15 protein-coding genes and 1 pseudogene are annotated in these 12,991 nt (G+C 65.2%); 9 read left to right on the forward strand and 7 right to left on the reverse strand.

Annotation, left to right across the window (positions count from 1 at the left end; genetic code table 11):
• Nucleotides 1-122 precede the first annotated feature (122 nt).
• Nucleotides 123-593, forward strand: a complete 471-nt coding sequence (locus tag ACTDXD_RS16495) for a hypothetical protein (RefSeq protein ID WP_440123391.1) — start codon at nucleotides 123-125, stop codon at nucleotides 591-593.
• Nucleotides 594-637: 44 nt separating this feature from the next.
• Nucleotides 638-1,285: a pyridoxamine 5'-phosphate oxidase gene (pdxH, locus tag ACTDXD_RS16500; RefSeq protein WP_440127670.1), complete on the forward strand. Its 648-nt coding sequence runs from the start codon at nucleotides 638-640 to the stop codon at nucleotides 1,283-1,285.
• A 54-nt stretch (nucleotides 1,286-1,339) separates the two neighbouring features.
• Here the strand turns inward: pdxH and ACTDXD_RS16505 are convergent, their stop codons facing one another.
• On the reverse strand, nucleotides 1,340-2,242 hold the full coding sequence (locus tag ACTDXD_RS16505; protein WP_440123392.1) for a serine hydrolase: 903 nt from the start codon (nucleotides 2,240-2,242) through the stop codon (nucleotides 1,340-1,342).
• A complete protein-coding gene (locus ACTDXD_RS16510; RefSeq protein WP_440123393.1) occupies nucleotides 2,239-3,114 on the reverse strand; it encodes a LysR family transcriptional regulator in 876 nt (291 codons plus the stop codon). Before ACTDXD_RS16510 ends, ACTDXD_RS16505 begins: the two co-directional genes overlap by 4 nt.
• Before the next feature lie 164 nt (nucleotides 3,115-3,278).
• On the opposite strand from ACTDXD_RS16510, the gene bla reads away from it, so the two are divergent.
• The 5 genes and pseudogenes from bla (at nucleotide 3,279) to ACTDXD_RS16535 (ending at nucleotide 7,590) form a co-directional block, all read left to right on the forward strand.
• Complete coding sequence (gene bla / locus ACTDXD_RS16515) at nucleotides 3,279-4,241, forward strand: class A beta-lactamase (RefSeq protein ID WP_440123394.1); 963 nt, start codon at nucleotides 3,279-3,281, stop codon at nucleotides 4,239-4,241.
• Between the two features lie 83 nt (nucleotides 4,242-4,324).
• On the forward strand, nucleotides 4,325-5,293 hold the full coding sequence (locus ACTDXD_RS16520) for an aldose epimerase family protein (protein WP_440123395.1): 969 nt from the start codon (nucleotides 4,325-4,327) through the stop codon (nucleotides 5,291-5,293).
• A gap of 221 nt (nucleotides 5,294-5,514) precedes the next feature.
• Nucleotides 5,515-6,813 (forward strand): citrate synthase, encoded by a 1,299-nt coding sequence (locus ACTDXD_RS16525; RefSeq protein WP_440123396.1) that lies wholly within the window; start codon nucleotides 5,515-5,517, stop codon nucleotides 6,811-6,813.
• A 54-nt stretch (nucleotides 6,814-6,867) separates the two neighbouring features.
• A pseudogene (locus ACTDXD_RS16530) lies at nucleotides 6,868-7,218 on the forward strand (FKBP-type peptidyl-prolyl cis-trans isomerase); the annotation flags it as partial.
• Nucleotides 7,219-7,224: 6 nt separating this feature from the next.
• A complete protein-coding gene (locus ACTDXD_RS16535; protein WP_440127671.1) occupies nucleotides 7,225-7,590 on the forward strand; it encodes an FKBP-type peptidyl-prolyl cis-trans isomerase in 366 nt (121 codons plus the stop codon).
• A gap of 86 nt (nucleotides 7,591-7,676) precedes the next feature.
• On the opposite strand, the gene ACTDXD_RS16540 is transcribed toward ACTDXD_RS16535, so the two are convergent.
• Complete coding sequence (locus ACTDXD_RS16540) at nucleotides 7,677-7,982, reverse strand: hypothetical protein (RefSeq protein ID WP_440123397.1); 306 nt, start codon at nucleotides 7,980-7,982, stop codon at nucleotides 7,677-7,679.
• A 125-nt stretch (nucleotides 7,983-8,107) separates the two neighbouring features.
• Here ACTDXD_RS16540 and ACTDXD_RS16545 point away from each other — a divergent pair, with 125 nt between their 5' ends.
• Nucleotides 8,108-8,746 carry a class I SAM-dependent methyltransferase gene (locus ACTDXD_RS16545; RefSeq protein WP_440123398.1) on the forward strand — a complete coding sequence of 213 codons (639 nt, stop codon included), beginning with the start codon at nucleotides 8,108-8,110 and terminating at the stop codon, nucleotides 8,744-8,746.
• An 83-nt stretch (nucleotides 8,747-8,829) separates the two neighbouring features.
• Here the strand turns inward: ACTDXD_RS16545 and ACTDXD_RS16550 are convergent, their stop codons facing one another.
• Nucleotides 8,830-9,333 (reverse strand): hypothetical protein, encoded by a 504-nt coding sequence (locus tag ACTDXD_RS16550; protein ID WP_440123399.1) that lies wholly within the window; start codon nucleotides 9,331-9,333, stop codon nucleotides 8,830-8,832.
• 113 nt (nucleotides 9,334-9,446) lie between these two features.
• Between ACTDXD_RS16550 and ACTDXD_RS16555 the strand changes: the two genes are divergently transcribed.
• A complete protein-coding gene (locus ACTDXD_RS16555) occupies nucleotides 9,447-11,246 on the forward strand; it encodes an acyl-CoA dehydrogenase (RefSeq protein WP_440123400.1) in 1,800 nt (599 codons plus the stop codon).
• A gap of 7 nt (nucleotides 11,247-11,253) precedes the next feature.
• On the opposite strand, the gene ACTDXD_RS16560 is transcribed toward ACTDXD_RS16555, so the two are convergent.
• The 3 genes from ACTDXD_RS16560 to ACTDXD_RS16570 all read right to left on the reverse strand — a co-directional run bounded on the left by ACTDXD_RS16560 (nucleotide 11,254) and on the right by ACTDXD_RS16570 (nucleotide 12,923).
• Entirely contained in the window at nucleotides 11,254-11,742 is a 489-nt protein-coding gene (locus tag ACTDXD_RS16560) for a hypothetical protein (protein ID WP_440123401.1), read from the reverse strand.
• Between the two features lie 81 nt (nucleotides 11,743-11,823).
• The gene (locus tag ACTDXD_RS16565) at nucleotides 11,824-12,342 is read right to left on the reverse strand and encodes a CinA family protein (RefSeq protein ID WP_440123402.1); all 519 of its coding nucleotides are present in this window, start codon (nucleotides 12,340-12,342) and stop codon (nucleotides 11,824-11,826) included.
• A gap of 8 nt (nucleotides 12,343-12,350) precedes the next feature.
• The gene (locus tag ACTDXD_RS16570) at nucleotides 12,351-12,923 is read right to left on the reverse strand and encodes a dihydrofolate reductase family protein (RefSeq protein ID WP_440123403.1); all 573 of its coding nucleotides are present in this window, start codon (nucleotides 12,921-12,923) and stop codon (nucleotides 12,351-12,353) included.
• Nucleotides 12,924-12,991 lie beyond the last annotated feature (68 nt).

The raw sequence follows: 12,991 nt of genomic DNA on the forward strand, positions 1-12,991 counted from the left end.
CACTGCCGGTGGAATGAGTGCGCAGTGTTGTGATCGGCAGCTCATCTCTGTCGTCGAAGAGGACTCTAGTCTCCCAGTCCATCTTCGACCTCCGGGAGGTGCTCGCTGTGGATAATCGGCGAATGGCCGACTCGCAGCAGGAAATCAAGGACGTCCCGAGCAGCATCGCGAGCCCGCCGCACGGGGAGCGGCAACCCGAACGACAGCGCCTCCGCAAACTCGCGCAGGCCGCGCTCAACGCCGACATGACCGTCGACCAGCTGCAGACGATCATCGGCGATCTGGACCGAACTCTCGGCAACATGGACCACACCATCAGCGGACTGGACGGCGCGATCGCCGGGCTCGGCGTCACGCTGGCCCGCTTCGACAGAACTCTCGACCAGGTCGACGCGACCGTGAGCCAGATGAGTGACGTCGTCGGTCGGCTCGAAAGGGTCACCGGCCGCCTCGAGTCGCTCGTCGACATCGCCGAGATCGCCGTCCGGCCCCTTGGTGCACTCGAGTGGGCGGGTCGCAGTATTGCTGTCCGTCTCGGCTGGGGCGATCGCTCAGAATCCACCGACCGGCGAGAGACGGCGATCTCGGAGTAGCGTCCACATCCGTGCAGCACGATCCGCAGAACCCCTTCGCGTCCATGCGCGTGGACTACACCCCGGCGACCCCGGTAACGGTGTCGCCGGACGTCGATCTGAAGCCGGAAGACGTCGCCGACGGCTGGTTTCCGCTGGCACGACGGTGGCTGGCCGACGCGGTGTCCGCAGGTGCCCCCGAACCGAACGCCATCGTTCTCGGCACCGTCGACGAACACGGTCATCCCGCGACCCGGACCGTGTTGTGCAAAGGAATCGATGCCGACGGCGTCACCTTCTTCACCAACTACGGATCGGACAAGGCACGTCACCTCGACGCTGTGCCCTACGCGTCCGCAACCTTCGTGTGGTTACCGCTGCACCGGCAGCTCGGTATCCGAGGCCAGGTCACTCGAATCCCGGCCGAGGAGACGGAAACCTACTGGCGGACTCGGCCGCGCGGGTCGCAGCTGGGAGCGTGGGCATCGCATCAGTCGCAGCCCGTCGCCTCGCGCGCCGACCTGGACCACGCACTTGTCGAGGCAGGCGAAAGGTTCGGTGTCGACGACATTCCGGTGCCTCCTTTCTGGGGAGGATTCCGCATTTCTCCAGAATTCGTCGAGTTCTGGCAGGGCAGGCCCAACAGGATGCACAACCGTGTCCGGTCCCGGCTCGTTGATGGCAGGTGGCACACGCAACGGCTGCAACCGTGATTCGAGTGTGCAGTTGTTGTCGCGACCTGCCCGGAGGATTCAAGCCGAGGAGAACTACGCACTCGACATGTTCGGTGCCCGCAGTTCGGTGACCGCGATCCGTGCGGCCTCTCCGATCGCCGCATCCACCACCGGTAGTGCCGGCTCCGCCCGCGCGGCGCGCGTGAAGACCGCGACCGCCACCGGATGCTCACCGGGGAACTCGACGACCGCGACCTCGTTGCGGATGACGCCGATCGTGCCGGTCTTACCCGCAATCGATACTCCGCGATAGGGGAAGGCCGCGGCGATGCGGTGCGGCCAGATCTGGTTGCGCATCACGTTCTGGACGAAGTTCGTCTGCTCGGCGGAGAGCGCGTCGCCTGCCCACACCGCGGCGAGCAGCCGGGTCATCTCCTCGGCGGTGGTCGCGCTGGTGAACGCCGGATCGTATGCGGAGACCGACCACGCCGCGTCGTTGTCGGTGAGGGCCTTGAATGCTTCGACGGTGGTGCGGCTGTCGGTCTCCTCGACCAGCCGCCGGTACATATCGGCGGTGCCGCCGACGATGTTCGTGCGCTCTAGACCGAGCCTGGCGAGCATGTCGTGCACTGCGACGGTGCCGATCTCTCCGAGCAGCACGTCAGCAGCGGCATTGTCGGAGACGGTCATCATCGACGCGGCGAGATCGCGTCTGCTCATGGTCACCGGATCACGCATGCTCGCGATGCCGGTCGACCCCGGTGTGCACTCGTACGGATCGATCCGCAGTTCGGACGTCGGGTCGATCCTGCCCGCGTCCACCTCTGCGCAGAACGCGAGGAACAGCGGAAGCTTGTAGACCGAGGCGAGTACCACCCGCTCATCACCGTGCACCGACAACGTGATGTCGTCGGTCGAGCAGCGGCGCGCGTGCAACCAGCCGCTGCACCCGGCGTCGGCGAACACGGCCCGGATCCGATCGGCAGCCGATCTCATTTCGCGCGCTCGCGGAACAGCACGCGATCGATCGCCGCGACGTGCCGGTCGACCTCGGCACCGGGGCGCCACACGATGCGCACACGCAGCGCAATGGCATCCGGAGCGAGTGTCAGCCACGCGACGCCGGGCGCCGAGCCCGGTGGTGCGGTGGATATTCCGAAGTGCCTTCCGGCTGCGACCGCCGCGAGGATCGTCCGGTCGTCAGGGACGGTCGTCGGATCGACATCGAGTCCGCGCTCTCGCAGAATGTCTTGTGTGGCATCGAAACCCGCCGGGTTTCCGGCTCGCGGGGGTGTCGCGAACGACAAGTCGCAGAGCATCGGGAAGCGGGGCCGCTCCGCTCGGGCGCTGCGGTGCCCGGCAGGGACAACCACCCATCGAGGCACCTTCGTCACCGGTCCGGCCTCGATACCGTCGAGAAGTGCAGGGTGTTCGACGACCGCGAGGTCACACATGCCGGAGCGGACGGCCGCGATCAGGTCGGTTGTTGCAGCCACCTCGGTCGCGATCGTCACGTCCGGTTCGGTGCGAAGCGCTGCGGCGCAGGCGGTGATATTCCGATCGGGGAGTGCGGCCGTTGCGCCCCAGCGCACGACACCGCGGGTTCGAGAGACGCGCTCGGCTTCGGCAAGGAACCGTTCGGAGTCGTCGACGAGCAACCGTGCGCGGGGGAGCAGTGCGGCGCCGGCAGTGGTCAGGACGGCTCCCCGCTGTGTGCGGTGCACAAGAGTGGTGCCGATGTGCTGCTCCAGCCTTCGAAGTCCTTGTGACAAAGGAGGTTGCGTCATGTCAAGGGCGGCTGCTGCGCGACCGAAGTGACCTTCTTCCGCGACGGTGACGAAGAAGCGGAGATGGCGGATCAGATCCATGCCGCTATTCAACCAGCGCCTGCTGTGCACGGTGTGGAGTGCCGCTTCGGGAGTTCGACGTCCGTCTCCTGCGGGTCGCCTACCGGCGGCGATACTTTTTGCGACCCGTCGCTGACCCATGCGGATATTGGCGGTCCGGATTGCTCGAGTGCTGTGGTGATGGCATGACTGAGCAGCGAACAACATTGTCCCGCAGATGGTTTCTCAACTCCGCGCTCGTGGCGGTGTCGATCCCCGTCGTTTCAGCATGTGGCGCACCGACTGCCGCGTCCGTTCCGGATCGTCCATCGGACGGTGCGCCACTCGAAACGAGGCTCCACCTGGCGGAACTCGACGAGCGCCTCGACGAGATCGAGAAGATGCATGCGGTGCGTCTTGGAGTGGCCGCACATTCACCGGGGAGCGGCCGGACCTACACGTATCGCGGCGACGAACGGTTCGCGATGTGTTCGACGTTCAAGCCGTACGCCGCCGCAGGCATCCTGCAACTCGAATCCCAAGGGCGGCTGCGGCTCGACGACGCCGTCGCTGTCGAACCGGGTGACATCGTCGTCAACTCACCGGTCACTTCCGAGAACCAGGGCCGAATGATGACCTACGCACAACTGTGCGAGGCCGCACTGACCCGCAGCGACAGCACGGCAGGCAATCTGCTGCTGAGGCGGCTGGGCGGCCCGGACGCGGTGACCGCGTTCGCACGCTCGGTCGGGGACGATACGACACGCCTCGACCGGTGGGAACCCGAGCTGAACGACGCCGCGCGCGGCGACGAGCGCGACACGACGACTGCGGCCGGATTGGGGCGCGGATACCGGGAGCTGCTTCTCGGCTCGGCGCTGGACCCGGCGCGCCGACGAATCCTCACGGGATGGATGCATGCGAGCATCACATCCGATACGAGGATGCGTGCAGGTCTCCCCTCGGGCTGGGTCGCCGCAGACAAATCGGGAGGAGGATATTTCGCCACGCTGAACGACGCCGGGGTGGTCTGGTCGCCGGAGGGGGAGCCGTTGGTGCTGGTGATTCTCTCGGACACCACTACCGGCGACCGCGACGCTCCGTTCGAGAACGCTCCGATCGTGGACACGACGGCGGCACTCGTCTCGGCGATGAGAGCTGTGCCCTGACGGTTGGTACTCCTGCCGTGAAGCCCCGAATCGGCAGGCCGAATCCGCAGTGAAGACGGTGTCCGCCGGGCAGACTGTTGATCATGTCCGAGCCGATCCATCACTCCATCCGGGGCGGCGGATACCGGGCCGAGGTGTCCGGTACCGGTGCTGCGCTGCTCGCACTCGACTACGACGTCAGCTCGGACACGCGAGAATCGGCTGCTCGAGGCTCGGCTGCTCGAGGCTCGGCGGGGGCCTACCGGCTGGTCGAGACCCCGCCAGGCCACGAACCCCCACAGGACTACGTCGGGGCTGTGCTTGCTCCGTGGCCCGGCGGCATCCGCGACGGGCACTTCTATTTCGACGGAATCGAGCATCAGCTCGCCCTCACCGATCCGGAGCGGGGTACTGCCGTCAACGGTCTCGCCTGGCATCGGCGATGGGAGGTGACGGCTCTCACCGACTCGAGGATCCAGCACACGTTGGAGGTCGGGCTGCACAAGGGCTGGCCGTACCAATTGCGGTTGACGGTCGCGCACGAAGTGGGTCCGCACGGCCTCACCGTCACTCACACGGCGACGAACGTCGGCGGATACCATTCGCCGTTCGGGTTGGGGGTGTGTCCCTACCTGCGGGCCGGTGACACCCCGCTCGACGAGTGCACGCTGCAGTTGGCTGCTGGGACGAGGATGCCCCTCGACCGCGCGCGAGGTCTGCCCGATGCATACTCGCAGTCCGTCGCGGACACCGAATACGACTTCACCCGGGCGAGGTTGCTGGGGGACGTGCACCTCGATGTTCCCTTCAGCGCCCTCGACGAGGATCTGGACGGTAACGCCCGGCATCGACTGTGTGGGCCGGACGGCCGGGGTGCCGAACTCTGGACCGGCCGGGGATTCGGATGGCTCCATGCGACGACGATCGAGGATGCCGGAACGCGCGCGCTCGCCCTTGCCCCGATGACGTGCCCGCCCGATGCCTTCAATCTCGGCATCGATCTGCTCGTCCTGCAGTCCGGGGAACGGTGGAGCGGGCGATGGGGTCTGCGGGCGTACGACTCCCAAGGCTGAGTTCTGCCGCACGTCGCGTACGATCGATGCTGGTGAGCGGCGTGCATCGACGTCCCGTCGGAGATTCGGAAGGTGCTGTCGGGCTCCCTTCGGCGGTACGTGCGACACACCGTTCGGGGACTTTCGACCGACCCTGCCTCCGCGCTGCAGCCACGGAACCGTTAGGTTCTACGTGAATGTTCGGAAGTTTCTGGTAGGTCTGAGCTTGAGAGGGATCCTTCGTGCCCGCTGAGAATGACACACAGCCCACCCTCAGCTACCCCGGTGGCGAGCACACAATGGCTATCGCCAAGGCGACGGAAGGCAATGACGGCATCGAGCTCGGCAAGCTCCTTGCGGACACGGGGTACACCACCCTCGATCCCGGATTCGTCAACACCGCCTCCACGAAGTCGGCGATCACATACATCGACGGCGAGAAGGGAATCCTGCGCTACCGCGGATACCCCATCGAGCAGCTCGCGGAGAAGTCGACGTTCATCGAGGTCAGCTATCTGCTGATCTACGGGGAGCTGCCGACCACCGAGCAGCTCGACGTCTTCACCGATCAGATCCGCCGGCACACGCTGCTGCACGAGGATCTCAAGCGCTTCTTCGACGGTTTCCCGCGCAACGCGCACCCGATGCCCGTCGTCTCCAGCGCTGTGAACGCGCTGTCCGCGTACTACCAGGACGCCCTCGACCCCGACGATCCCGAGCAGGTCGAGCTCTCCACCATCCGTCTGATGGCCAAGCTGCCGACGATCGCGGCCTACGCCTACAAGAAGTCGGTCGGTCAGCCGTTCCTCTACCCCGACAACTCACTGTCGCTGGTCGAGAACTTCATGCGGATGACGTTCGGGTTCCCGGCCGAGCCGTACCAGATCGACCCCGAGGTCGCGCAGGCTCTCGAGATGCTGCTGATCCTGCACGCCGACCACGAGCAGAACTGCTCGACGTCGACGGTGCGTCTGGTCGGTTCCTCGGATGCGAACCTGTTCACGTCGATCTCCGGTGGCATCAATGCCCTCTGGGGTCCGCTGCACGGTGGTGCCAACCAGGCCGTGCTGGAGATGCTCGACGAGATCCAGAAGTCCGGCGGCGACGTCACGGAGTTCGTCCGCAAGGTCAAGAACAAGGAAGACGGTGTGAAGCTCATGGGCTTCGGGCACCGCGTCTACCGCAACTACGATCCGCGTGCTGCGATCGTGAAGAAGACCGCGGACAAGATCCTCAACAAGCTCGGCGCCGGCGACGAACTGCTCGAGATCGCGATGAAGCTCGAGGAAGCCGCGCTGACCGATGATTACTTCATCGAGCGCAAGCTGTACCCGAACGTGGACTTCTACACGGGCCTGATCTACCGGGCGATGGGCTTCCCGGACCGCATGTTCACCGTGCTGTTCGCGCTGGGTCGTCTGCCGGGCTGGATTGCGCACTGGCGCGAGATGCACTCGGATCCGACCCTGAAGATCGGCCGTCCGCGTCAGATCTACACCGGGTACACCGAGCGCGACTACAAGGGACTCAGCGCACGCTGACGTGTCACCGACGATGAGTTCGACGATCGACTGTTCGACGAGGGAGCTGGACCTATGACCAAACCGGAAATCGAATTCCAGGAGGGGCCCGCCCCCACTGAGCTGGTGGTCAAGGACATCACCGTCGGCGACGGGGCAGAGGCCGTTGCGGGCGCAATCGTCGACGTCCACTACGTGGGTGTCGAGTACGACACGGGCGAAGAGTTCGACTCGTCGTGGAGCCGTGGTGAATCGATCCGCTTCCCGCTTGCAGGTCTGATCGCAGGCTGGCAGGAAGGCATCCCCGGTATGAAGGTCGGCGGCCGTCGTCAGCTGACGATTCCGCCGGAGCTTGCTTACGGTCCGGCGGGGTCGGGGCATCAGCTTTCCGGCAAGACCTTGGTGTTCATCATCGACCTGCTCGCCGTGCAGGTGCCGCCGGAGCCTCCCGTGATCGAGAAGCCCGAAGGCCCGGCCCCGACCGAGCTGGTCGTCGAGGATATCGAGATCGGCGACGGCGCGGAGGCCCAGCCCGGCGCCACCGTCGACGTGCACTACAAGGGTGTCGAGTTCGACACCGGGGAAGAGTTCGACTCGTCGTGGAGCCGCGGTCAGTCGGTGGCGTTCCCGCTCGCTCGTCTGATCCCGGGCTGGCAGCACGGCATTCCCGGCATGAAGGTCGGCGGCCGTCGCAAGCTGACGGTGCCGCCGGAGCTTGCTTACGGTCCGGCGGGGTCGGGGCATCAGCTTTCCGGCAAGACCTTGGTGTTCGTCATCGACCTGATGGGCACCAACTGATCAGCGCAGTGCGCTGATTCCGATCACGTTCGCAGGCCGCGCATCCATGGTGATGCGCGGCCTGCGTTTGTTTCGGGTGGCTCCGATCAGTAGCCCGCAGTGGCAAGTCCGTTGTCGGTGATACTGCCCCGGATGGCTCCGGAGTTGCCGACGGTCCTGCCGAAGCTCCACTCGCCGTCGTTGCCGCACACGAGCGCACCATTCCGGGTACCGGGTGAGGCGTACTCGACCTTGACGACGTTGCCGTTGTCGTCCTCGTGCACGATCGGGCAGCCCTTTCCGGGTCCCCCGACCGGATCGACCTTCGGTTCCGCCGAGGCGGTGGCGGCCCCGCCCAGCACAGCTGCGGCGATCATGATGGTGGCGGCGAAAACTTTGTGGTGCTTCGACATTCGATTCTCCTGGGGCGGGGGCGTGGTGGCTGATACAAGAGTGCGCCCTCGGTGGCGTTCACCGAACCCACCCTAGGGGTGGGGTCGGTACACCCGGCTGGGCGCGATAGGTGATCATCGACGGTATGGAGAGCGCACACGGCGGGGTTGCTCACACTGTCCGGAAGTCGAGTTCGGTCCGTGAGGCCTACTCGGCGAGATCGCAGGAATACGTGGATCTGTTCGGCACCATGACCTCGACGCACCCATCCGACCGTGCGCTGGTGGGCAGTTGGGCCGCCGCGCTCACGGGTGCTGTACTCGATGCCGGGTGTGGTCCGGGGCAGTGGACGGACTTTCTGGCCGAGTGCGGATTGGACGTGAGCGGAATCGATCTGGTGCCCGAGTTCCTCGCACGAGCTCGCGACCGGTATCCGGAGCTCACCTTCGATCTCGGCCGATTCGAACAATTGGACGCCACGACAGCATCATTGGGAGGTGTACTGGCGTGGTATTCGCTGATCCATCACGATCCGGCGGACATCGCGATTCCCCTCACCGAGTTCGCGCGTGTGATCCGGCCCGGTGGAGGATTGCTGGTGGGTTTCTTCGAAGGACCGGCCGTCGAGCCGTTCGACCACGCCGTCGCCACTGCCTATCGATGGCCCGTGGACGAGCTCGGCGCGGAACTTGATGCTGCCGGCTTCGACGTGATCGAGACGCACATGCGAACGGTGAGCGGTCACCGGCCGCACGGCGCCATCACCGCACGGCGCCGAGACTGAATCCTCTTGGAAAGGCGGTAGTTACAACGACAACGGGTAGATACAGGACTTTGCGGAGGTTGTATCTGTCCGTTGCTCCGTTTCTACGACGGCCGGCCGTTGTACGGCGAATCGAAGAACGCGGCCAGCCGTCTGTGCCTGTGCGCGAACAGGGCAGCGACGATGCGGCGCGCGAGTGTGCCCGCGCCCGGAATCCCCGACAGCGGCACGCGCAACTCGAATGTGAGCCGATCATGGACCCAGGTGCGGTTCGTCGCGAGCTTATCCAGAGTGCGTTCGTGTTCCCAGCGACGCACGAGGAGCATCGTCGACTTCTCATGGAACCGGCGACCGGGCTCGAGCGCGGCGATGGACAGATGGTCGTAGTCCACCGGCAGCACGCCGAACAGAAGTAGTGGGACTCGGGCGAGTGGGCGTCCGATGGGGACCGTGTCCTCGGAGAGTGTGTGCGCCCACTGGGGCATGCGCATTGCGAGTACCGGTGCGAGCTCGTCGTTGATCCCCTCGACGCTCGTGACCCGGGCCCACACAACCGTATTCGGTGCATCGACGGCCGACTCGTGCTCGACAATGATCTCGCTGCTCATCAGGCCCGCTTCCCGTCTCTGAGGGACACTGCTTTTACTGGACATCATGCATGCTCGTTGGTCTACTTGTGGGCACAGTGTCCCCCGCGAAAGATCCTCCGAAAGGATTGTCCGTGCCCGCTCCTGTCTTGTCCCGTCGTGACCTCGACTTCCTGCTCTACGACTGGCTCGACGTCGAATCACTGACGTCGCGGGAGCGTTTCGCCGAGCACTCACGCGAGACGTTCGACGCTGTGCTCGATCTGAGTGCCGATCTCGCGACCAAGCATTTCGCCACACACAACAAGAAGGCCGACGCCCAGGAGCCGCGGATCGGCGAGGACGGACGCGTCGAGATCATTCCCGAGGTCAAGGCGGCGCTGGATCTGTTCGCCAAAGCCGGGCTGATCGCCGGAGGATTCGACGAGTCGCTCGGTGGAATGCAGCTGCCGATGACGTTGTTGCGCGCATCGATGGCGTGGTTCCAGGCCGCCAATGCCGGAACCTCGTCGTACCCGTTCCTCACCGCCGCCAATGCGAGTCTTCTCGTCACTCACGGCAGCAGGGAGCAGATCGAGAGGTTCGTCCCGGCGCTGCTCGAGGGCCGGTTCTTCGGCACGATGTGTCTGTCCGAACCGCAAGCGGGATCGTCGCTGGCAGACATCACGACCAAGGCCGTTCCAGTGGATGACGGCACCTACCGGGTCACCGGGACCAAGATGTGGATCTCCGGCGGAGACCACGAGCTGACCGAGAACATCGTCCACCTGGTGCTCGCAAAGATCTCCGGCGGCCCCGCCGGGGTCAAGGGAATCTCGCTGTTCATCGTCCCGAAATTCCTGGTGAACGACGACGGCACGCTGGGTGACCGCAACGATATTGCGCTGGTGGGCCTCAACCACAAGATGGGCAACCGTGGCACCACCCACGCGTTGCTCAATCTCGGCGAAGGTGCCTTCGCGCCGGGTGGGCAGGCAGGGGCCGTCGGCTATCTCCTCGGCGAACCGCACAAGGGCCTGCAGTACATGTTCCACATGATGAACGAGGCGCGTATCGGTGTCGGCTTCTTGGCGACCTCGCTGGGCTACGCGGGCTACCTGCAGTCGCTGGACTACGCGCGCACCCGCACACAGGGGAGGCCGCTCGGGGCGAAAGACCCTGCATCACCGCAGGTTCCGCTCATCGAGCATGCCGACATCCGGCGGATGCTACTCGCGCAGAAATCGTACGTCGAAGGTGCTCTTGCCCTGGGACTGTACTGTTCGAAGCTTGTCGACGAACAGAATACCGCCACGAACGACGAAGCACGTGCCGAAGCAGGGCTGCTCCTCGACGTGCTCACCCCGATTGCGAAGTCCTGGCCGTCACAGTGGTGCCTCGAAGCCAACAGTCTGGCGATCCAGGTTCTCGGCGGTTACGGCTACACCCGCGAATTCGACGTCGAGCAGTATTATCGCGACAACCGGCTCAACCCCATCCACGAGGGCACGCACGGCATTCAGGGTATGGATCTGCTGGGGCGCAAGGTCGTCATGCAGGGCGGGGCCGGACTGGCGCTGCTCGGTTCGACGATCGACGCCACCGTGAAGAAGGCGCTCGCAGCCGGCGGCGACGCGGCCGAGTACGCGCAGCTGTTGCGCGCCGCGGCCGAGCGTGTCGGCACCACGACGGCAACGCTGTGGTCTTCCGGGAATCCTGCACTGGCGCTGGCGAATTCGACGGTGTATCTCGAAGCGGTGGGGCACGTGGTGGTCGCATGGATGTGGCTCGAACAGATGCTGGCTGTAGCCGGCCGTGAGGGCGACTTCTTCGACGGAAAACGTGCGGCAGCGAGGTACTTCTATCGTTTCGAGCTCCCGAAGACCGGACCGCAGTTCGATCTGCTCGCCGGCCTCGACCGTACGACGCTCGACGTCTCACCAGCTGCATTCTGATACGACTTCACCACGTCACCGTGAGAGTCCCGCCCACCTCCATGGCGTGCCAGCGGTCGGCGTAGTCGTCGAATCGGCCGACGATGCGCTCGACCAGCGGGGGAACTGTGTCTGCCGTCATAGGCGGTGGCAGTGCCCGCGCGTGGCCGCGTCGGTACTCCCAGACGGGTAACGTCATTCCCACCAGTTCCTCGGAGCGGATCAGGTCGGCCTTGGGACGGGAATGCGCGTTGTCTCCCTTCGTCTTTCGGCGCCGGTTTGCCTTGGTTCGTTCGGCGGGGTCGGCGGGCCAGAACAGGCCGTTGTCGCCGGCAGCGAGCTGCCCGAACACCCCGCGAGGAATGCCTGCCTCGACTTCGACGAGGAAATGCAGCAGGTCGTGGGGGAGATAGGGATGCCCGCCGGGGCCGTTGCGAGGAGCGAGCGTCGCCCCGGTCTCACGGTGTACGGCGATCTCGTAACTCGTCCCGGGGCCTTTCGTGAACACGACACGCATACCGTGCACGGTAGGCCACGGGAACATTATGCGCACGTGGTTTTCGGCGCCGCTGGGCCGGTGCGAATCGGACCTTCCGCGTCAGGCAGATACTTCGTCGATCAGCAGCCGCAGAGCGTGACGTACCGTCTGTGCCAGCACGCTTTCCGGGTCCCCGTCGAAATGCTGTTCTTCGGAGCGTGTTCCACGCGGGCCGGTTGTCGCGAAACACACGGTGCCGGGCGGCCGCCCGTCCTGTGGGTCGGGGCCGCCGGCGCCGGTGACGGCGACGACGATGTCGGAGGCGAGCAGCCCGGCTGTCGACTGGGCCATCGCGCGCGCTGCCGACTCGCACACCACCGGCCCTTCGGGCACTTCGAGCAATCCGTGCTTGACGGATCGTGAGTAGGCCACGATCGCGCCGCGGAACCATTCGGAACTTCCCTTTGCTGCTCCGAGTCGTGCCGCCAGGGTGCCCGCCGTGAGAGATTCGACGCATCCGATGGTGAAATTGCAGTCGGATGCGAGTGTGCCCAGTTCGTCGATCAGCGCATCGGACAGATCCGTTCCTTCGACGACATCGTCATCGTGGGCATCGGGGTCGTTCCCGCGACTCGCCATGGCCGGCCTCAGCCCTTCGTCGTGAAGCGATTGAAGACGACGCCGCTGTCGAACACGCGGCTTTCCGCCAGCTCGAAGAACTGCGGCTCGAAACCTGTTCGGAACAACGGAATCCCGTTTCCTGCGATGATCGGGGTGACCTCGACAGCGAGCTCGTCGATCTCCGGCAGCAGCTCACCCGCGAGAGTCCCGCCACCGCACAACCAGATTCCCCTGCCGTCCTGCTTCTTCAGGTCGCGAACGTATTCGAGGGGGTCGGTCGCCACCAGAGTGACGGTGTCGTCGGGGGATTGCGGTAGCGTCTTCGAGAAGACGTACTGCTGGAGATGCGGATAGGCGCTGGTGAGGCCGACGCTGAGCGAGGGCTCCCATGTGCGACGACCCATGACCACCGCGTCGAAGTGCTTGCCGGGCGCCGTGACCTCGAGCTGGTCGCGAACGTGCACCGGCAGTGTCTCGGGATACTCCTCGATCCGGTGAAACATGTGATCGCCCTCGGTGGGGAAGAATTCGGTGCCGCCGGAGGGGTCGGCGATGAATCCGTCGAGTGTTGTCGCGACGTAATAGGTCAGTGTGCGCACACAGCCCTCCTCGAATGTGGGTACAGGCCGAGACCTGATCGAACTGCAACGCTAGAACGGGCGTAGCA

This window comes from Rhodococcus sp. SJ-3, from assembly GCF_051918125.1.
GTDB lineage: Bacteria > Actinomycetota > Actinomycetes > Mycobacteriales > Mycobacteriaceae > Rhodococcus.